The 19,883-nt window shown below is 69.2% G+C and carries 17 protein-coding genes; 8 read left to right on the top strand and 9 right to left on the bottom strand.

The genetic code is table 11. The features are described 5' to 3' along the window. Nucleotides 1-38: 38 nt before the first annotated feature. The 7 genes from AMA02S_RS20635 to AMA02S_RS20600 form a co-directional block, all read right to left on the bottom strand. The gene (locus AMA02S_RS20635) at nt 39-899 is read right to left on the bottom strand and encodes a branched-chain amino acid ABC transporter permease (protein ID WP_067461002.1); all 861 of its coding nucleotides are present in this window, start codon (nt 897-899) and stop codon (nt 39-41) included. Between the two features lie 83 nt (nt 900-982). Next, nucleotides 983-2,209: an ABC transporter substrate-binding protein gene (locus AMA02S_RS20630; protein ID WP_067461001.1), complete on the bottom strand. Its 1,227-nt coding sequence runs from the start codon at nt 2,207-2,209 to the stop codon at nt 983-985. A gap of 95 nt (nt 2,210-2,304) precedes the next feature. Beyond that, nucleotides 2,305-3,444, bottom strand: coding sequence for an NAD(P)/FAD-dependent oxidoreductase (locus AMA02S_RS20625; RefSeq protein ID WP_084265406.1), 1,140 nt, complete (start codon nt 3,442-3,444; stop codon nt 2,305-2,307). A gap of 36 nt (nt 3,445-3,480) precedes the next feature. Next, nucleotides 3,481-4,350 carry a VOC family protein gene (locus AMA02S_RS20620; protein ID WP_067461000.1) on the bottom strand — a complete coding sequence of 290 codons (870 nt, stop codon included), beginning with the start codon at nt 4,348-4,350 and terminating at the stop codon, nt 3,481-3,483. A gap of 81 nt (nt 4,351-4,431) precedes the next feature. Continuing rightward, complete coding sequence (locus AMA02S_RS20615; protein WP_067460999.1) at nt 4,432-5,634, bottom strand: allantoate amidohydrolase; 1,203 nt, start codon at nt 5,632-5,634, stop codon at nt 4,432-4,434. 248 nt (nt 5,635-5,882) lie between these two features. Next, nucleotides 5,883-6,725, bottom strand: coding sequence for a polysaccharide deacetylase family protein (locus AMA02S_RS20610; protein ID WP_245667677.1), 843 nt, complete (start codon nt 6,723-6,725; stop codon nt 5,883-5,885). A 307-nt stretch (nt 6,726-7,032) separates the two neighbouring features. Beyond that, on the bottom strand, nt 7,033-9,333 hold the full coding sequence (locus tag AMA02S_RS20600; RefSeq protein WP_067460996.1) for a hypothetical protein: 2,301 nt from the start codon (nt 9,331-9,333) through the stop codon (nt 7,033-7,035). A 98-nt stretch (nt 9,334-9,431) separates the two neighbouring features. On the opposite strand from AMA02S_RS20600, the gene AMA02S_RS20595 reads away from it, so the two are divergent. From AMA02S_RS20595 to AMA02S_RS20570, 6 genes are read left to right on the top strand one after another with little or no spacing between them, the layout of a single operon-like run. Beyond that, nucleotides 9,432-10,616 carry an ROK family protein gene (locus tag AMA02S_RS20595; RefSeq protein WP_067460995.1) on the top strand — a complete coding sequence of 395 codons (1,185 nt, stop codon included), beginning with the start codon at nt 9,432-9,434 and terminating at the stop codon, nt 10,614-10,616. Then, a complete protein-coding gene (locus AMA02S_RS20590) occupies nt 10,613-11,857 on the top strand; it encodes a 6-phospho-beta-glucosidase (RefSeq protein ID WP_067460994.1) in 1,245 nt (414 codons plus the stop codon). Before AMA02S_RS20595 ends, AMA02S_RS20590 begins: the two co-directional genes overlap by 4 nt. Continuing rightward, the gene (locus AMA02S_RS20585) at nt 11,854-12,912 is read left to right on the top strand and encodes an N-acetylglucosamine kinase (protein ID WP_245667676.1); all 1,059 of its coding nucleotides are present in this window, start codon (nt 11,854-11,856) and stop codon (nt 12,910-12,912) included. The genes AMA02S_RS20590 and AMA02S_RS20585 overlap by 4 nt, the downstream gene beginning before the upstream one ends. A gap of 37 nt (nt 12,913-12,949) precedes the next feature. Continuing rightward, nucleotides 12,950-14,224, top strand: a complete 1,275-nt coding sequence (locus tag AMA02S_RS20580; protein WP_067460992.1) for an ABC transporter substrate-binding protein — start codon at nt 12,950-12,952, stop codon at nt 14,222-14,224. Then, nucleotides 14,221-15,099: a carbohydrate ABC transporter permease gene (locus tag AMA02S_RS20575; protein ID WP_067460991.1), complete on the top strand. Its 879-nt coding sequence runs from the start codon at nt 14,221-14,223 to the stop codon at nt 15,097-15,099. The genes AMA02S_RS20580 and AMA02S_RS20575 overlap by 4 nt, the downstream gene beginning before the upstream one ends. Continuing rightward, the gene (locus tag AMA02S_RS20570) at nt 15,096-15,980 is read left to right on the top strand and encodes a carbohydrate ABC transporter permease (protein WP_067460990.1); all 885 of its coding nucleotides are present in this window, start codon (nt 15,096-15,098) and stop codon (nt 15,978-15,980) included. Before AMA02S_RS20575 ends, AMA02S_RS20570 begins: the two co-directional genes overlap by 4 nt. A gap of 95 nt (nt 15,981-16,075) precedes the next feature. Here the strand turns inward: AMA02S_RS20570 and AMA02S_RS20565 are convergent, their stop codons facing one another. Both AMA02S_RS20565 and AMA02S_RS20560 read right to left on the bottom strand, forming a co-directional pair. Next, nucleotides 16,076-16,852: an ABC-2 transporter permease gene (locus AMA02S_RS20565; RefSeq protein ID WP_067460989.1), complete on the bottom strand. Its 777-nt coding sequence runs from the start codon at nt 16,850-16,852 to the stop codon at nt 16,076-16,078. Continuing rightward, nucleotides 16,849-17,742 (bottom strand): ATP-binding cassette domain-containing protein, encoded by an 894-nt coding sequence (locus tag AMA02S_RS20560; protein WP_067460988.1) that lies wholly within the window; start codon nt 17,740-17,742, stop codon nt 16,849-16,851. The genes AMA02S_RS20565 and AMA02S_RS20560 overlap by 4 nt, the downstream gene beginning before the upstream one ends. 131 nt (nt 17,743-17,873) lie before the next feature. On the opposite strand from AMA02S_RS20560, the gene AMA02S_RS20555 reads away from it, so the two are divergent. Together AMA02S_RS20555 and AMA02S_RS20550 are read left to right on the top strand one after the other, a co-directional pair. Further along, nucleotides 17,874-18,944: a sensor histidine kinase gene (locus AMA02S_RS20555; protein WP_067460987.1), complete on the top strand. Its 1,071-nt coding sequence runs from the start codon at nt 17,874-17,876 to the stop codon at nt 18,942-18,944. Then, nucleotides 18,941-19,591: a response regulator gene (locus AMA02S_RS20550; protein WP_067460986.1), complete on the top strand. Its 651-nt coding sequence runs from the start codon at nt 18,941-18,943 to the stop codon at nt 19,589-19,591. Before AMA02S_RS20555 ends, AMA02S_RS20550 begins: the two co-directional genes overlap by 4 nt. Nucleotides 19,592-19,883 lie beyond the last annotated feature (292 nt).

Genomic DNA, 19,883 nt, shown 5'->3' with positions numbered 1-19,883 from the left:
CTGGTGCGGGGAGAAGGGGACGAGGACGCGTGGGCTCTTCACCGGGCGCTCCTCACCAGGAGACCATGTGGTCGCCACGCCAGGACCGCGATCAGGAGGAGAATCGAGAATCCTCCTTGCCACTCTGACAGGCCCGAACCCGCCGTGTAGCTCTCCAGGAGGCCGAGGACGGGGGCGAAGATCAGAGCACCCCGAATGTTGCCGAGCCCACCGGCGAGGGCGACGGCCAAGCCTTTCATGAGGATGTCGTTTCCGGTGAAGGGCGTGAACGGGAACAGGACGGAGACCGAGGCACCGGCTATCGCCGCCAGCGACGTCCCTTGGAAGTAGGAGAAGCGGGCCACCCACGTGGAATTGACGCCCAGCAGCCGAGCGACGTCCGGATTCTCTGAGGTCGCGCGCATCAGCCGTCCGAGCCGGGTCCGGCCCAAGAGGAGGAACAGGGTCATCGCACCGGCGATGGCCAGAACGAGGATCACGAGGCGGGCGAGGGTGAAGCGCACGTCTCCGAGGGTGATCACCTGAGTCATCCAGTCCGACTCCACGGACTGCTGGTCCGGCCCGTAGGTGAGCACGATGACCTGCCGAAGCACGATCGCGATGCCGAGTGTCAGCAGGAACGCGGCGGCGTCCGTGGCGGCCTCCCCGCGCAGGACGACCGTGTTGATCGACATGGCCATGGCGCCCACGACGGCACCTGCGATGGGGATGGTGAGGAGGAAGGGGACGCCGATGCCGGTCATCGCCAGGGCCGCATAGCCCCCGAGGACGAAGTACTGGCCGATCGCGAAATCGGTCACGCGGGCGACACCGTAGATGAGCGTCAGTCCTACACCGACCAGCAGGTAGATCGAGCCTGTCGAAAGACCGGTGACGGTCAGTTGAATCGTGGTGTCCATGGAAGTCGTCCTCTGGGCTCGGAGGAGATCACCGTTCGGGTGGCCATGCCGCCCCAGACGAACGGGCAGCTCCGGTCACCCGCTCATTTCTCGGTGCAGGAACCGTTCTTGCAGCCATAGACCGCCAGGGGTTCGTTGCTCTCGGCGTCGGGGAAGCGGTAGGCGGTGATACCGTCCCGCCCGACCGTGAAGAGGTTCGTCTCGCAGGTCAGGATCGCCTCCTTCACGGTGCATGTGCCGAACGGACCCTTCCAGCTCTGCCCTTCCACCGCGTCGGCGATCCGCTTTGCGTCGTCGACGGTTCCGGCCTTGCTGATCGCCGCGAGCAATACCCGGCCCATGTAGTAGATCTCGACCGTCACGTCCTGAAGGAATCCGGGCTGTTTGTCGCCGAACAGCGCCTTGGCGTCGTAGGCCGGGATCGGCGCGATCGTGGACGACGACGGTGCGTTGGTGGCGACGCCGATGACCGCGTCGGTGCCCTTCTGGAGCCTTGCGGCGTCGTCCGCGGTGATGTGCTCGGCCAGGTAGTACCGCGCGACGCCCATCTGCAGGGCCTGACGGAAGATCGACTTCACCTGCTCGGTGTTGTTCAGGCCGATCAGGAGGTCGGGACGGGTCTTCTGCACCTGTACCAGGAATGCGGAGAAGTCCGTCGTCTTGGCGGGGAAGACGACTTTGGACACCTCCAGGCCCAGTTTGGCGGAGACCTGCTCGAAGACCTTTCCGTTGTCGTTGTCGTTGTCGGGCGCGATGATGGTGACGCGCTTGATCCCAGGGTTGGCGGCGACCATTCGCCGGACCGATGCCGCATAGGAGACTGCGCCCGGCGGGAACGGCAGGAACGACAGCGGGAACTTCTCCCCGGCGGCGATATCGGCTGCGGTCTCACCATCGGTCACGATGGTGACGATCTTGTTGGGTCCCTCGGTCCAGACCTTGCGGGCGACCGCCCCGTTGATGGCCGGCCCGAGTGCCGCGATCACGCCTTTCTCGGCTATCTGCTGAGCGGAGCTCAATACCGCGGCGGGATCGCTGCGGTAGTCGACCAGGGAGGTATCGAAACTACAGCTCCGGCCCCCCACCTTGACTCCCCCCTCCGCTTTGACGTCCTCGGTGAGAAGGTTCATCGCCAGGGTCGCCGGAGCCCCATAAACTTGAAGGCTGCCGGTCTGCTCCACCACACCGCCGAACTTGATCCCGCAGTCACCCGCACGCGCGCCGTTGTTCCCCTCGTTCTGAGCGCCACATCCGGCAAGCATCGAGGCGGTGAGACATAGGGTCATGGCGACCGCCGACAGTTTTCTCATCTTCCGAACCTTCCTGTTCCGTCACAAGGGACGGTGTCCCGCTAAATCGTGATAGTCGGGCCGCTGATTCCCGGCCCGCGGGCGTCAGCCTCGCATCAGGCGACCGCGAGCTTCGACCGCATCTGCGCAAAGCTTCGGATCTGCTTGAATGCCACGAGGCCGGGCCCACCTCCATTCCGGATGATGTGCGCACAGAAGTTCGCGTCGCCGACCTCCCCGGCCACGATCTCGACTTTCGCGGCTCCGTCGTCGGTCAGGGCATCACCAAGGATTTGAATTTTGGTGTCGTATTGATCGGACCAGACATAGGGAAGGGAAAGTGTCCGGCGTTCCGGGGCGAGACCACAGATCCTCGCCGCGACGACCGCGGCCTGCTGGGTCGCCGCCGTCCAGTGCTCGCTACGCCGGCCCGCCCACCGGGCGACGTCACCGACAGCGTAGATCCCGGTCGCCGCGGTCCGGCCGGACCAGTCACAGACGACACCGTCGTCCACGTGCAGATCCGAGCCGGCGAGCCAGTCCACGCACGGCCGGGATCCGACCGCGACCACGGCGAGGTCTCCTCGCCACCACTGACCGTCGCTCAGACCAGCCTTCAGTGCGCCGCGTTCACGCCGGAGATCGGTCACGACGGTCCCGCCGCGGAAGTCAACACCATGACCAACGTGCAGGTCACGGACGGCGGCGGAGAATCGGGGGGCCAGGACGGCCCGCATCGGCCCATCCATCCGGTCGACCAGCAGTACCTGACGCCCGAGTTGCCGAGCCGTGGCCGCCACCTCACATCCAAGGACACCGGCTCCCACGACGAGCACCGACCGCGCTCGCGCGAGAGAGGCCCGCAGCACCCTGGCGTCTTCGAGCGTCCGGAGCGTGTGCACGAGGTCTCGATCGAACGTCGCCGGAAGGACGGCCCGCGCACCGGTCGCGATGACGATCTGGTCGGCCTCGAAAGTCTCGCCGTTAGCGGTCTGAACCCTGCGGGCGGAGACGTCAAGTGCCGTGGCAGTAGAGCCCAGGCTCAACTCGACGCCGAGGGAAGCGATATCGCCAAGGCGCGTGTCCGCCTCCTCGACGGTTCCCAGAAGGAAGCCTTTCGACAACGGTGGACGGTCGTAGGGCGTCTCGGGCTCGTCGCCGATGAGGACGATGTCCGCCTCGGATCCGAGCTTGCGGAGGCTCTCGGCAACCGAGTATCCCGCCAGCGAGGCACCGACGATCACTATCCGAGACACGGCGTCCCCCGCCTTCTCGCTCTGCTCGAAGCCTGCTCAGTGGCCATGGCCCCACTCGCTGCTCTCGCTGTAGTACTGCGGCTTCCAGTCGCCGGTGATGCTCCGTCCACCAGATCCCAACTCCACTCCGAAGCCGGACGGTGTCGGGCAATAGAACGAGATGACTCGATCGTTCGTGTGCCGGCCGAGGGGTGAGGCGTCCATCCCGGCGGCCTTCGCACGATCCAACAACCGGCCCAACTGGTCGAGCGTGCCAAGCTGCAACATGAAGTGGTTGAAGTGGAGGTCGCCTTCCCCCTGCGACACGGCGACGGTGTGGTGCCGCTGGTTGCAGTGCAGGAAGGTGATGATCCGACCTTGAAGGTCCACGCTGTCGGTGAAACCGAAGCCGAGCACGTCCCGATAGAAGGAACTCAGGTCCGCCGGCGACCCGAAAACCAGGTGCCCGATGCCGAACTCTCCAGTGACGAAATTGCTGCCATGGGGTGAAACGAACGGCTGCGAGAGCACCTTGTGCCGCAGAACCAACTCCTGCCGGACCCCGGCGGGGTCGACGAAGGTGGCGAGCCTGGCACATTCCCGGATCAGGGCCAGGTCCGTGGACTCCTCGCAAGGAATCCCTGCCCTCTTGACCCGTTCGAGGATCTCGTCGAAACGCGAATCGGTGTCGACCTCGAATCCGACGAACCCGAGACCCTCGACGTCACCCGTCTCCACCCAGAGCGAGAAGGTGCGCTCGTCGATGCGCATCAGCACCGTGGCGTCGCCGAGCCGACGAACCTCAGCACCGAGGACGTCACCGAACGCCGCCCACTGCGGGAGCACCTTCGTGGTGATCCCGACGTAGACGAGCCGAAGACCGCTGCCGAGGCCGGTCCCGACCGTGGGTCGGGGTCGGATCTCCATGGTTCCCTCCAAAATGGGACACTGTCCCAGAATGATGCCAAGCGTGGTCGTCGTCAAGAGTTGCCAGATGGTTTCCGCTGGTTACGGGGTATCGAGTGCCAGGTCCGACGTGCTCGCCAGTCCGCGGAGGAGACTTGCGAGCGCGTCGATACCCGCGAGACAGTCGGGCATCGACGCGTGCTCGGAGGGAGCGTGCGATAGGCCCGTCGGGTTGCGCACCAGAAGCATGGTGGCGGGGATGCCGGCATCGGCCAGGACACCGGCGTCGTGTCCGGCGCAGCTGGACACCGTGACAGACCGACGATGTGTCACCGAGCGCTCGGCCAGCCTGCGATCGAACCTGGACTCCGCCGACATGCTCTCGACGGCGATCGTCAGGTCGACCGAGCCTTCGGTGGCGGCCAGCTCCGCCGCACGGATGATGTCTGCGACGAGGAGATCCAGTTCCGCCTGCCCGTCCGCGCGAGCGTCGAGCCACGCGACGACGGAGCGCGGAATCGAGTTCGTGCTGTTGGGGTGGACGAGCACCCTTCCGAATGTGGCTCGCAGGTTCGGGGCGCTGGCGAGTTCGCGAGCCGCGAGTACCGCCTTGGCATAGGGCAGGACGGGATCCCGCCTCTGATCCACCGGCGTACTGCCGGCGTGATTGCCCTCACCGAGGAACTCGAACCTGAACCTGCCATGCGGCCAGATACGGTCGACGATACCGACCTGGGCTCCCAGCGCATCGAGCTGGCGCCCTTGCTCGATATGCAGTTCCACGGCGCATGCCACGCCTTCCAGCAGCGCGCTCTCACCGCCCTCGGCGACCTCCGCCAGTGCGACTCCTTCGGCGTCCCTCAACTCACGGGCCGCCGACCAGGACAGTGCTGAGGTCGCCAGACGGGAGCCAAGGCACGCCTGGCCGAATCTGCTCCCCTCCTCCTCGACGAAGACCCCGACGCCGATCGGGCGCTCAACCGCTGCGCCCGCATCGCGGATGCGGTCGAGCGCGGCGAGGCCCGACACGACGCCGAGGGCTCCGTCGAACGCCCCACCCTGAGGAACCGAGTCAAAATGCGAAGCGGTCAGGACGCCTTCTCGCCCGCGAGGACGGCCACCGAACCACCCGATCATGTTGCCGAACGGATCAGTGACGGTGTCCAGTCCACGGCTCGCGCACTCACCCCTGAACCAGTTGACGAGTTCTCTTTCCGGTGAGGATCCGAAGAGGCGAGTCACACCATCGCCGGCACGGACCTTGCCGACAGTCGACAGCTCCGCCCAGGTGGACTCGAACTCCATGGGATCCTCGCTTCAGGCACTTGCCGGAGATACCGACGACCCAACTTTTGCCAGGTCGGCAGCGGTTGGCCAGCAGCTCGTATCGAAGAACGAGACACCCCGGCTCGCTGGGCTCTCCGCCAGATCCCAGGAGGTCGTCGGCGTTCAGCGAAACGTGCACCCCGAGTGCGCTACATCCTTGCGACCGGTCAACCGGTGCGAGGAAAGCAGCGGTTCTGGCGGAAGATCCGCACGCAGCCCGCGCTGGATCACAGGGCCGTGAAGGTCAGACCGCGTTTCTTCAGTTTTGGGACGACGGTGCGCAGCGCGGTGACGGTCTGGGAGCGGTCTCCGCCGCCGTCGTGGCACAAGATGATGTCGCCGGCCTTGCCCTGCAGCATGGAACGGCGGATGGAGCGGGCGCCCGGCCTCTGCCAGTCGGACGGGTCGATGGACCAGTCCACCGGCAGCATGCCGTGCTCGCGCATGAGGGTGTGGGCGCGTTTGGACCAGCCACCGCCGGGCGCGCGGAACAGCGCGGGTAGCACTCCGGTGATGTCGGCGATCTCCTTCTGCGCGTCGACGATCTCGGTACGCAGCTTCTTGGGCGACAGGCCGTCGAACGGCAGCGGGTGGGTACGGCTGTGGTTGCTCACCTGGTGACCGGCGTCGGCGACCCGGCGGGCCAGCCCGGAGTACTCGCGTGCCATCTCCGAAATCATGAAGAACGACGCCTTGACCTGGTGCTCGGCCAGCAGGTCAAGGATCTGCGGGGTCCATTCCGGGTGTGGACCGTCGTCGATGGTGAGCGCGAGCGCGGCAGGCGGCGGCGCAGGGGCGATCTCCGTCAGATGCCGCAGTGGGTGGACGGTCGCGGTCAGGGGCGCCGACGTCCACGGCGCGGGCCGCACGACCGGGACCGGCTTGGGTGACGGGGACGGGCTGGGCGGCTTCGGGGCCAACAGTGCGGGGGTTCCCGGGCCTCGACCAGCGCTGTGCGGCGGCGGGCGGCGAAGGGCCACATCGTCGGCGGCGAGGACGACCAGTCCGATTCCGCCCATAAGCCACAGTGCCTTGCGGCGGGTCGGCCCGCTCGCCTCCAACTCCGCCACAAAGGTACGTTATCGATCTTTCAGATGATGTGCGGCATTGGGCCATAAGTGGAGAACATCCGGTAGCGACCCGGTCGATCATCGACGAGTTCCTCCTTTCCCTCGTCCACCATCACCATGGCTAGGGACGTAGAGCGCTCTCTGTCAGCGTCCCGCCCGATGATCGGCCGGGAGCGGTGGCCGGGAGCTGTGGCCAGGACCTGTCGAGCCTCGTCATGTTGACCGGCAAGGTCGAGGCGAGCGCTTCCCATTGGCGATCGGCGGGGCGGACGTCCTGGGAAACACCTTGGACGCCCGCCCCGGACGGCTATTTCTCGCTGATGAACTCGTGGTAGCGGCCCATCCAGTAGGGCAGGAGGTAGGACGCGCCGTCGTCCTCGGTGCCGCCCGCGCTGCCCTGGTCGAGCTTGTACGGATCGTGGTTCCAGTGGCTGACCACTCGCTCGTCCACGGGAAGCACCGTCCCGCTTCGCAGCATGCCGAGCCTCGCCGGGTCGGCGTCGGGCCGGACGTGCTGGCTGAGGTTGACGACGTCGAGCCGCCCGCTGTTGGTCTGCTTCCAGTTGATCAGGTTGAGCGGGAAGCGCTTGAGCGTGTCGACCGACTGCGCCAGCCACGGTCCGGTCGGGTCGAGATCGAAGGGCCCGTACGCGTCGGTCCAGGTCGCGCCCTTGAGGTGGACCGCGGCGATGAAGTTGAAGAACGGGTTCAGTTCGTACTGTTCCAGCTGCCAGTAGTCGTAGAGCGAGCGCGCCCACGAGCGCTTGAGCGCGGCATCGCCCTCGTACTTGAGCAGGTGGTAGTAGTTCATGAACGCCATCTCGTCGTCGGACTGGTTGCCGCCGCCGACTCCGGGTGTCACCTTGGGCGCCAGGGTGTTGTTGCCGTAGCCCTGCTCGTCGATGAGCTTCTTCTTGGCCGCCGCGTATTTGCCGTCGTCGGACACGTGGTCGGCGATCGTCAGGAACGTGAGCATGGTCTGGCTGTTGAGACCGCGCTCCTCGCGCCGCCACGGGTTGCCGTTCAGCTCGCGCGGGTTGAAGAAACCCCAGCGGGTGGGCTTTCCGTCATGGTCGACGAAGGACAGGTCGTTCTTGAGGAGGTGGTCGGTGGTCCGGAGGATGACGGCCGCGACCTCGTTCTTCTCCTCCTTGTCCTTGGCGACCAGGTCGTAGTAGAGCGCGTTGAAGAAGTAGTGCCCGACCATCTCGTCGGAGCTGGTGTCGCTCTTCCAGTACCACTTGCCGTCGGCGCTCGTGGGCCACCGCTTGGGCGAGATCTTCCAGTAGGCGTCGCCCTTCTGCTTCTCCTTGTCGCGCTCCGGGCTGTCCTTCACGTTGGGGTCGCCGTCGGCGGTGCTGCGGACGGTGCGGGCGAAGAAGCCGGGCGGGGCCGGATGCGAGCCCCCCTGGGTGACGTCGCCGAGGAACTTCAGCGCCTCGAACACCTTGCGGGCGTTCTCCCGCGCGCGCGGGTCCTTGGACGCGGCGAACCTGAACGTCTCGGCGGCGCCGTACATCCCGGTCCAGAGACCGTCGTTGTCGCTGTCGCTCTGCGTGAACTTGCTGAGGTCGCCCGGCGTCACCAGATCGGCGCCCTCGACGAACCCGTACGGGGTCCGCTTGTGCCTGGCGTCGATGGCCTGCTCGTAGGCGTCGGCCTTTTCCGCCAGGGTCGTGCGGCGCGCCTCGATGAGGCCGACCGCGGACGCCGTGCCGACGTAGGCGTTGGCCTTGCCGTCCACGGCGATGGCGGAGACCGCGTCGTCGGGCAGCCAGCGGCGCCCCTGACGGTACTCCCAGTGCTCGCCGTCGAAGCGGATCGCCCCGCGGGCCGTGCCGAGCCAGACGTCGCCGTCCGCGCCCGGCGCGAGGGCGGTGAATCCGAGGAGCGGGAGGCCGCTCGACGGATCGTAGAGCTTCCACTTACCGTCGCGGACGCCGATGCCCTGCGCCCCGGCGATCCAGAGCCGGTCCTTGCTGTCGTAGGTGAGGTGGGTGATCGCGGTCGGCGCCCACGCGCCGGTCGCCACGGGATTCCAGTCGCGGCCCTCCTGCTCGAAGAGGCCGGCGGTGGTGGCGAGGGCGAGCTTGCCAGACTTGGCGCGGGCCAGGGCGACGGCCGTGCCCGGCAGCTTCTCGCGGTCCCAGTCCCGGCCGGACTTATGCCGGTAGAGCTTCTCGCCCTGGACGATCACCACGTCGGGCCCACCGGCGAGCAGCGCGGTGGCGTCCGCATGGCTGGGCAGCCGGTCGGTGGTCGTCTGCCAGCGCCCGGTGTCGCGCCGCGCGGTGAGCAGGCCCTTCGCCGTGATCGCGACCAGGGCGTCGCCGTGCCAGGCGACCTTGTAGGCGGCATCGCCCGACACCGCCGTCCAGTGGCCGGAGTCCCAGACGGCGACGCCGCTGGTGTGCGCGGCGGCGATCGTTCCGCCCGGGCCCGCGGCGAGCGCGACCGCTTTGCCGGGTAGGCCGGGCATCGTGCTGCCGACCTGGAGCAGGAACGGGGCGACGATGGTGTCCGCGCCCGCGGGACTGGTCCCGGTCGTGGCCGGTCCGAGTGTGACGGCGAGCGCGGTGGCAAGCAGGAGCCTCTTGGTGCGTGCCATGGGCTTCCTCCAGGTTGCGGGGGTGGGCGAACAGGCTGGCAAGCATAGTAAAGAGTCTTTATTGCATTGAGGCAAGACTCTTTACTAGAATCTTCGGCATGGCCCAGCACGCGACGCTCACGACCATGCGCGAGATCAACGCCTCGGTGGTCCTCGACGCCATCCGCGCCGACCCGCCGCTCTCCCGGGCCGAGGTGAGCCGCCGGACCGGCATGACCAAGCCGACCGTCGCCAACGCACTCGACCTGCTGCTCGCCGCCGGGCTCGTCCAAGAGACCGAGCCTCCGGCGGGCGAGACGCACTATGGCGCGGTCTACTTCGAGCCGCTGGACACGCTCGCGCACGTCCTCGCCCTCGACATCGGGACCCGGTTCGTCCGGGGCGCCGTCTCCGACCTGAGCGGCGCCGTCGTCGCCCGCTACGACGAGCGGATCGACGGACCCGCGCCCGATGTGGTCCTGGCCGGCGCCCACGCCGTCCGCGACCGCCTGACCAGGGACGGCCCGCCGCTCGAACTGGCCGTGGCGGGCGTACCCGGCGTGGTCGACCCCGAGGAGGGCGTGATCAGGGAAAGCAACCGTGCCGCGCTGGAGGGCATGGCGATCAGGACGGAGCTCGGCGCGGTGCTCGGCGTCGCGACCGAGGTGGAGAACGACATCAACCTGGCCGCCATCGGCGAGCACGCGTCCGGGGCCGGCAAGGAGGTCGACGACTTCGTCTTCCTGTCGATCGGCACCGGGGTCGGGGCCGGGCTCATCCTCGGCGGCCGTCCGCACCGTGGGAGCAGAGGCGCGGCCGGCGAGGTGGACAATCCCGCGCCGGGCGCGGGGGTCGCGCCGGACAGCCCCTCGGCGGACGCCCTGCTGACCTGGGCCGCCGAGTGGATCGCCGACCGGGCGAAGCCCGGATCGGCACTGGCGGCGGCCCGGCCCGGTCGCGTCACCGCCGAAGCGATCTTCGCCGCGGACCGCGCCGGCGATCCGCTCGCCGCCCGGATCCTGGTCGAGCAGGCGCGGCGGACGGCCGTCCGGATCGCCGAGATCGTCCGGGTGACCGACGTCGAGCTGGTCGTCCTCGGCGGCGGGGTCGGCCTCGCCTGCACGCAGATCCTGCCACGGATCGAGGCCGAGCTGAGGGTCCTGCTCCGCCATCCGCCGCGAGTGGCCGTCTCCAGCCTCGGCGACGCGCCCGTCCTGGTCGGGGCCATGGCCATGGGGTCCCGGCTGGCACGCCAGCGCTACGCGGAGCGGTGCATCTCGGACGTCACGGCGGGCCGCTCATGAAGATCGCAGTGATCGGCGGGGGGTCCACCTACACTCCCGAACTGGTGGACGGCCTGACCCGGCTGCCGGTCGGCGAACTCGTCCTCATGGACCCCGCCGCCGACCGGCTCGACCTCGTCGGGGGCCTCGCGCGGCGGATGTTCGCGCGAGCCGGTCACCCCGGCCGGGTGCGCTGGACCACCGGCCTCGACGACGCCGTCGAGGGCGCGGCGGCGGTGCTGCTCCAGCTCCGCGTCGGCGGCCAGCGAGCCCGGCTCGGCGACGAGACCTGGCCGCTGGAGTGCGGTTGCGTGGGGCAGGAGACGACCGGCGCGGGCGGCCTGGCCAAGGCGCTGCGCACCGTCCCGGCCGTCCTGCGGATCGCCGACCGGGCGCGTGCGCTGGCGCCCGAGGCGTGGATCATCGACTTCACCAACCCGGTCGGCATCGTCACCCGCGCGCTTTTGGACGCCGGTCACCGCGCGGTGGGCCTGTGCAACGTGGCGATGGGCTTCCAGCGGCTGTTCGCCCGGCTCCACGGCTGTGACCCCGCCGAACTGTCGCTGGAGCATGTCGGACTCAACCACCTGTCGTGGGAACGCGCCGCATGGGTGGACGGCGAGGACGTCCTGCCGTCGCTGCTGGCGGGCGACGGACGGGACCTGGTCGACGAGACCGAGCTGTCCCTTGACCTGATGCGCGCGCTCGGTGTCGTCCCGTCCTACTACCTGCGCTACTACTACGCGCACGACCGGGTCGTGGACGAGCAGCGCCGCGGGCCGCGCCGGGCGGAGCAGGTGCTGTCGATCGAGGAGCGGCTGCTCACGATGTACGCCGACCCCGAACTGGTGGAGAAGCCGGCGCTGCTGGAGGAGCGCGGCGGCGCGTACTACTCGACGGCCGCTGTCGAGCTGCTGACATCGCTGCTCGAAGACCGCGGCGACCGCCAGGTGGTGAACGTGCGCAACGGCGTCACGTTGCCGTTCCTGCCGGAGTCGGCGGTGATCGAGGTTCCGGCGACGATCAACGGGACGGGTCCGGTGCCGGTGCCGGTGCGTCAGGTCGAGCCGCTGTTCGCGGGGCTGATCGCGCATGTCACCGCGTACGAGGAACTCGCGCTGGCGGCGGCCCTGCATGGGGGGAGGACACGGGTGGAGGCGGCGCTGCTGGCCCATCCGCTGGTCGGACAGTACGACCTGGCCCGTGACCTGACGGACCGGTTGCTGGCCGCCAACCGCGAGCACCTGCCGTGGGTCGCGTGAACCGGCAGGCTCAACGACCCGCGGTGCTCGCCGTCGACGCCGGCAACAGCAAGACGGACGTGGCCCTGGTGGCGGCCACCGGTGATGTGCTCGCCTGGGTGCGCGGCGGTGGCTTCGAACCCCACAGCCAAGGGTGGGGCAGAGCGATCGGGGGCCTGGCGGACCTCGTCCGCGCCGCCGCCTCCGAGTCCGGAGGGGGTCCGGTCGCCGACCATGTCACGGCCCTCCTCGCCAACTGCGACCTGCCGGAAGAGCGCGAGATCCTGACGAAGGCGATCACGGCCCAGGGGTGGGCGCCGGACGTGACGGTCGACAACGACACGTTCGCGGTCCTGCGCGCTGGATCCGAGGTTCCGTACGGGGCCGCGGTCGTGTGCGGGGCCGGCATGAACTGTGTCGCCCGCTCCCCCGGCGGACGGACCGTCCGCTACCTCGCGCTAGGACGTCGGTCGGGCGACTGGGGCGGCGGGGAGTTCCTCGGCGAGGAGGTGCTCTGGTGTGCGGTGCGCGACGAGGACGGACGGGGCCCCCGTACCGAACTGCGGGAAGCCGTCGCCGCACACTTCGCCCTGCCCGACGTCACCGCCGTGTGCATCGCCTTCCACCTGGGTGAGCTGTCCGGCGAACGGCTGCACGAGCTGGTGCCCCTGTTGTTCGAGGTCGCCGACGGCGGCGACAGGGTGGCGAGGTCCCTCGTGGAACGTCTCGGGGACGAGGTGGCCGGAATGGCCCTCGCGGCGCTGGACCGGCTCACCTTCGACCGGACGCCCGTACCGGTGGTGCTGGGCGGTGGGGTGCTCACCGCGTCCCATCCGCTTCTGCTGGACCGCGTCGAAGCGCGGTTCCGCGCCTCGGGGGCCGAAGTCGACCTGCGTATCCTGACCGCTCCGCCGATCGTCGGCTCCGCCCTTCACGGCCTTGACGAGCTCGGACTCGGTGGCCAGGTGACGGAGGAACGACTTAGAGCCGCGTTCTCCCGGTCGTTGCGGCCGGAAGTGCGGCGCCCGGTGGTGGAGGTCGTCGGGAAATTTAGTAAAGACTCTTGCCTAGACTAGATAAAGACTCTTTACTGGGTATGCGAAAGGAGTCCTCATGAACCGACTGAAGAGGACGATCGGTCTCCTGGCCGGTGCCGCCTCCACCATGATGATGTTCGCGGCATGCGGGAACGGCGGCGGCCAGGGCGCGGGCGACGACGTCCTGCGGATCGCCATGGTCTCGCCGGGCGAGGCGCAAATCCGGGTCTGGAACGACATCGCCAAGCAGTACGAGAAGGCACATCCCGGCATGAAGGTGCAGCTCAACTTCCAGGACGACGACCTGTACCAGAGCGTCGGCCTGCCGAGCCTGCTCAACGGCCGGAAGTCCCCCGACATCTACTTCGAGTGGGCCGGCGACCGGCTCGCCACCCGCGTCAAGGACGGTTTCGCCGCCGACGTCGGCTCCTACGTCAATGACGGCCCTCTCAAGGGACTGATCGGCGACTCCGCCTACAACCTGATGAAGGTCGACGGAAAGACCGTCATGGTGCCGTTCGCGTCCGACGTCACCAACGTGCTCTGGTACAACACCAAGGTCATGTCCGGCGCCGGGGTGGCGCCCCCGAAGACCTGGGACGAGCTGCTCGCGGCCTGCGACGCCCTGAGGTCCAAGGGGATCACCCCCATCGCCGCCGGCAACAAGGACCTGTGGCCCGTCGGCAACTGGATCGCACACCTGGTCTCCCGGGTGGCGGGCGAGTCCTCGTACGCCCAGGTCCTCTCGGGGAAGGCGGGCTTCGACAGCCCCGGCTGGAGCGACGCGCTCGGGCACGTGGCGCAGCTGCGCGAGCACAAGTGCCTCAACGAGACGGCCAGCGCGCTCAACGACACCGAGGGCGACCAGATGTTCCTCCAGGGGAAGGCGGCCATGCACCCGATCGGCTCGTGGCTGGTGACCGCCGCGATCGAGGAGGCCCCCAAGCTGGAGATCGACTACGTCAACCTCCCGTCCGTGTCCGGCTCGGGCGACCAGAACAGCGTCATCGGCGTCGCCACCGGCTACGTGATCAACGCGAAGAGCAAGAAGATCAAGGAGGCCGCCGACTTCCTCGCGCTGGCCAACTCCGGCGCCAACGTGACCGCGTTCACCAAATCTGGAACGGTCCCGCAGGCCAAGCCCGCCCCCGGCGGTCCTCCCGTCGACCCGCGCACGACCCGCCTCAACGACCTGCTCTCCGACGCCAAGACGCTCGTCCTGCCCCCGGACACCGGCTACGAACTCAAGCGCGCGGAAGCGTTCTACCGGGCGGTCTCCCTCGTCCTCGGCGGGAAGAACAAGCCGGAGGACGCGCTCGCCGCCGCCGCGCGCAAGGCGGGCACCTCGTGAAGCCGAACCACCGCGCGACGCCCTACCTGTTCGCCGGGCCCGCCCTGCTCGTCTTCGGCTTCGCCGTGCTGGGCCCGATGATCGCCACCGGCGCGTTCAGCTTGACCGAATGGTCCGGTTTCGGGCCCATGGAGTTCGTCGGCTTCGACAACTACGCCCGCGCCTTCCACGACACGGTCTTCATGGACTCCTTCACGCACGTCGCCATCTACATCGCGGCCACGATCGTCCTGGAAGTCCTGGTGGGCCTCGCCCTCGCGGGTGTGCTCGCGGCGCGGCGCGGCGAGTCGACCTGGTTCCGGGTGGCCCTCTTCGCACCCGTGATGCTGCCGATGGTGGTCGTCGCGGTGCTGTGGTCCTTCGTCTACAACGGCGACTTCGGCCTGGCCAACGCCACCCTCGGAGCCGTCGGGCTGGACGGCCTGCGGCACGTGTGGCTGGGCGAGAGCGGCACCGCCCTGGCCGCGGTCTGCGTCGTCTCCGGCTGGGTGTACGCGGGCTTCTACATGGCGATCTTCTACGCCGCGCTGCGGCAGGTCCCCGGCGAGGTGATCGAGGCGGCCCGGCTGGACGGCGCCGGAGAACTGCGGATCTTCTTTCAGGTGAAGGTCCCGGTGATCCGCAGGGCCGTCGAGGCGTGCCTGCTGTTGTGCGTGACCGGAGGATTTCAGAGCTTCGACCTGTTCTACGTCCTCACCAACGGCGGCCCGTACAACGCGACCGAGATCCCGACGACGTACCTCACCCGCGTCGCCTTCACCGACGGTGAGGTCGGCTACGGGTCCGCAATGGCCGTGGTGATGACCGCGCTGGTCGTGCTCGCGGGTCTGGTCTTCATGCGCCTGCGTGCCCGGAGCGAGAGGACGGCGGCATGAACGGAACCCTGGCGAGGACCCGGACGCGCGGCACGGCGGTTGCCGCCGCCCCCGCCGTCCGGGCCCGGCGGATCTCCCGCTCACTCTTCGGCATCGGCTTCGGGCTGCTCGCCCTGATCTTCTTCCTCCCGATGATCTGGATGACGCTGTCCGGCTTCAAATCGAACTCCGACATCTTCTCCCACCCGTTCGCGCCCCCGGACGGCATCGACTTCGGACAGTGGAAGACCGCCTGGCAGGTCGGCGGACTCGGCCAGTACATGCTCAACAGCCTCGTCGTCACCGCGACCTCGGTGCTGGCGATTCTGGTGCTGGGATCCGCCGCGGCCTACGCGTTCAGCAGATTCCAGTTCCGCGGTCGCGGCGCCTTCATGGCCCTGCTGGCTCTGGGACTCCTGCTCCCTTTGCAGTCGTACTTCATCGCGCAGAACACGATGTTCACCGACCTCGGCCTCACCGACACCCGCTGGGCGCTCATCGTGCCCTACACCGCGATGGGCCTGCCGCTGGCGACGTACCTGCTCAAGGTCTACCTGGACGCGCTGCCGGCCGAACTCTTCGAGGCCGCCCGCGTCGACGGCGCCGGTGACCTGCGCGTCTTCCTGATGATCGTGGTCCCGCTCCTGAAGCCGGGCCTGGCCACCGTGGCGATCTTCTCCGCGCTCGCCAGCTGGAACGAGTTCCTCCTCGCCCTGCTCTACATTCAGGATGACGCGCTGAAGACGATCCCGACCGGCCTGCTGGCCTTCACCGGACGGCACGCCACCGACTACGGACTCCTCTTCTCCGCCCTCTCCATCATCACACTGCCGATGATCGTGATCTACGTGGTGTTCAACCGCTGGGTGGTCGGCGGCGTCACCGCCGGAAGCCTCAAATGAGACTCACCGCAGACGCCGGGCTCCACCAGCACCGGCTCCACCAGCACCGAGAACCCGCCGTTCGTCCGGCACCGCATGGATTTGGCCCACAAGGCTCAGGGGTCGCGGGTGAGGCGCCAGGCGCCGAGGCCGAGGAAGACGACCAGGTAGAGGATCAGGTCGAGGAGAGCCGTTCCGAAGGACGGGACGCGGGTGGCGTGCGGGCCCGCGGGATCGTGGACGGTCGCCAGCGCCTCGGCGGCGTTCACCAGGACGAGGTGATTCGGCAGGTTGGAGATGCCCTCCACGGCGCGGGCGGCCGGCCATGCCAGGAACACCAGGCCGAAGGCCGCCGCGAGCGCGGCGCTGGTGTGCCGCAGGAACGCGCCGAGGCCGAACCCGACCATCGTGACCACCGCCATGTAGAGGCCCGCGCAGACGACCGCGCGCAACACGCGGGGTTCCCCGAGGCCGACGTTCAGGTCCTTCCCGGAGAGCACGACCTGGCAGAGCGCGAAGGTGCCGAACACGCTCACCAGGCTCACGACCGAGGCGAACGCTCCGAGGACGACGGCCTTGGCCAGGAACACCGTCCGGCGTCTCGGCACCGCGGTGAAGGTCACGCGGATCTGGCCCGTGCCGTACTCGGGGCCGATGACCAGGATGCCGAGGACGACGAGGGCGAGTTGGGCGTACTGAAAGCCCTCGAAGCAGGCGCCGACAGGATCGAACGCGGCCTTGTCCGCCGCCGGGAGGGTGGCCCAATGCGCGGCCGTGGAGGAGACGCCCATGAGCCCCACGCCCAGGCCGAGGCCGAGGGTGACGGCCAGGATCACGTAGGTGGAGCGGACGCTGCGCAGCTTGATCCACTCGGCGTGCAGCGCGCCGGTCATCGCTCGGCCCGGTATTCGACGGCGGCGTCGGTGACGTCGAGGTAGGCGTCTTCCAGGGAGGTCTCGCGCCGGCTCAGCTCGTAGACCGCGATGCCGGCGGCGCCCGCCGTCCGGCCGATCTCCTCGGGGGTCGCGCCGGTGACGGCCAGCCCGCCGCCCGGTTCGGGCCGGACCGTGGCGCCGCCGGCACGTAGCAGGCCGGCGAGTTCCTCGGCCCGGTCGGCGCGCACGAGCACGTCGGCGGTGACCAGGTCGCGTGCGGGCAGGTCGGCGATCAGGCGTCCCCGGCCGATGACGATCAGGTGATCGGCGGTCAGGGCCATCTCGCTCATCAGATGGCTGGAGACCAGCACGGTGCGCCCCTGCGCGGCCTGGTCCCGCATCAACGTGCGGATCCAGCGGACGCCTTCGGGGTCCAGTCCGTTGACCGGCTCGTCGAACAGCAGGCACGGGGGGTCGCCCAGCAGCGCCGCGGCGACGCCGAGGCGCTGCCGCATGCCGAGCGAGAACGTCCGCACCCTCTTGTGGGCGACGGCGGTGAGGCCGGTCTGTTCGAGGACGTCGTCGACGCGGCGGCGGGGCAGCCGTCCCGCGGCCGCCATCCACATCAGGTGGGCGCGAGCGTTGCGGCCGCCGTGGATGGCGGCGGCGTCCAGCAGCGCGCCGGCGGTCTCCAGCGGGCGGGCGAGGGAACGGTAGGCGCTGTCGCCGATCAGCGCGCGGCCGCCGGTAGGAGTGTCCAGGCCGAGGATCATGCGGATGGTGGTGGACTTGCCCGCGCCGTTGGGGCCGACGAAGCCGGTGACCCTGCCGGGGAGCACCTCGAAAGACAGGTGGTCGACGACGGTGGCGCGGCCGTACCGTTTGACGAGTTCGTGGACTGCGATCATGCGATCGACGATCCTCGGTGACGCGGCCGGTCGCGTCCCTCTGCGGAACGCACCTCGGCGGCTCGCTCTGCCGTGCGGCATAGGCCGGCCGGCCGATGCGCGCGGGGCACTCGCCTCCCTACGCTGGCGGCATGCAGCGCCTCTGGACGTGGCCGATCCGGCTCGCCGCCGTCGGCTACGGGTGCCTGGCCACGATGATGCTGATCAACGAGGGCGGGGGCCCGGCGACGGCCGTCGCGGCGCCGCTCGCCGCCACCCCGATCGCGCTGGGATGGCGCCGCCCGGTGCCGTCCCTGGCGGTGTCACTGGCCTGTTTGGCGGTGGTCTGGGCGGCGGCGCCCCGGGCGATCGTGCTGGGGTTCCTGTCCATGGCCTACGTCCTGTTCCCGCTCGGGTACCGCTGCCGTCCCCGCACCGCGTGGACCGGGCTCGCCGTTGCGCTGGCCTGCGTGTGGGCGCTGGGTGGACGGGGCGGGGCGGCACTGTTCACCGTGGTGTTCGCCGCGGTGTGGGCGGTGGCGTACGGGGCCCGGCTGCACCGTGGGCACACCGAGCGGCTCATGGCGGAGCGGGCCAAGCGAGGCGTCGCCGAGGAGCGGCTGCGGATCGCCCGCGAACTGCACGACGTCGTCGCGCACGGGATGAGCGTGATCACCGTGCAGGCCGGGTTCGGCGCACTGGTGATCGACGAGCGTCCCGGCGAGGCGCGCGACGCCCTGGAGGCCATCCAGGCGACCGGCCGCGGCACCCTCACCGAGATGCGGCGCCTGCTCGGCGTGCTGCGGACCGACGACGAGCCCGGCCTCGAACCCGCGCCGGGTCTGGCCGATCTGGACGCGCTGATCGACCGAACGGCCCGCGCCGGAGTCCAGGTCGACCTGCGCACCCGCGGGACCGCTCGACCACTGCCCGCCGGAGCGGAGCTGTCGGTCTACCGGATCGTCCAGGAGGCGGTGACGAACGTGGTCAAGCACGCGGGCGCGTCAACGGCCCGCGTCGTCCTGGACTATCGCGACGACGCGCTGGTCGTCGAGGTCACCGATGCCGGGCGGGGCTGCCCGGCTTCGCCCAGGCCCGGCCATGGGCTGCTCGGGATGAACGAGCGTGCCCGCCTGTTCGGCGGCACCCTGCGGGCCGCTCCGATTCCCGGCGGCGGCTTCCAGGTCGTCGCCCGGCTGCCCATCGCCGAACCGGCCGCGTGAACGTCCGGGTCGTGGTCGCCGACGACCAGGCGCTGCTGCGCGCCGGGCTTCGCGGCATCGTCGGCACCGCTCCCGACCTCACCGTCGTGGGCGAGGCCGGGGACGGCGCCGCCGCCGTCGAAGCGGCCCGCACCCAGCGGCCCGACGTGGTGCTGATGGACATCCGGATGCCCGGCATGGACGGCCTGCACGCCACCCGGCTCATCACCTCCGCCGGCACGGCCCGGGTTCTGATCCTGACCACGTTCGACCTGGACGAGTACGTCTACGCGGCGCTGCGCGGCGGCGCGTCCGGCTTCCTGCTCAAGGACGCACCGCCCGCCGACCTGCTCGCCGCGATCCGCGTGGTCGCGGCGGGCGAGGCGCTCCTTGCGCCGACCGTCACCCGCCGCCTGATCAAGGAGTTCTGCGCCCGTCCCGAACCCGCCGCCGCCCCGCCGGCGCTGCCCGCCTCGCTCACCGGCCGCGAACGCCAGGTCCTGCTCCTGGTCACCGCAGGTCTGTCGAACGCCGAGATCGCGGTGCGGCTGGGTATCGGCGCCGGCACCGTCAAGACCCACATCAGCCATCTGCTGGCCAAGCTCGGCGCCCGCGACCGCGTTCAGCTTGTGATCATCGCCTACCGGGCGGGCTTCGTCCCCCGCTGATCAGAAGACATTCGGGACAGGGAATGGTCACCCGGGCCTGCACATCGTGACGCAGCGTCCGCCGGCGCCTGGCGCTGCTCGTTGCAGGTGCTGACTGCCGTGCCGACCGCTTGTTTGTATGACGTACGAAATCAGACATACCACGGCGCGTCACCATCGGAAGGAAGCCCAGAGCTGCCGAGAGGGTGGCGTCGTCGCTGCTGACCGGCGATAGAGGCGCACAGCAACCGTGAGGTCAGCTATAGGTTGACCCCCGACAGTAGCGTATGACTATATTACGTCATACAAAGTG

The sequence above is a fragment of the Actinomadura macra NBRC 14102 genome (assembly GCF_001552215.1).
Classification (GTDB): Bacteria; Actinomycetota; Actinomycetes; order Streptosporangiales; family Streptosporangiaceae; genus Spirillospora; species Spirillospora macra.
The sequence above is the reverse complement of the archived record's forward strand: the minus strand, read 5'-3'. Positions and strand labels throughout refer to the sequence as shown.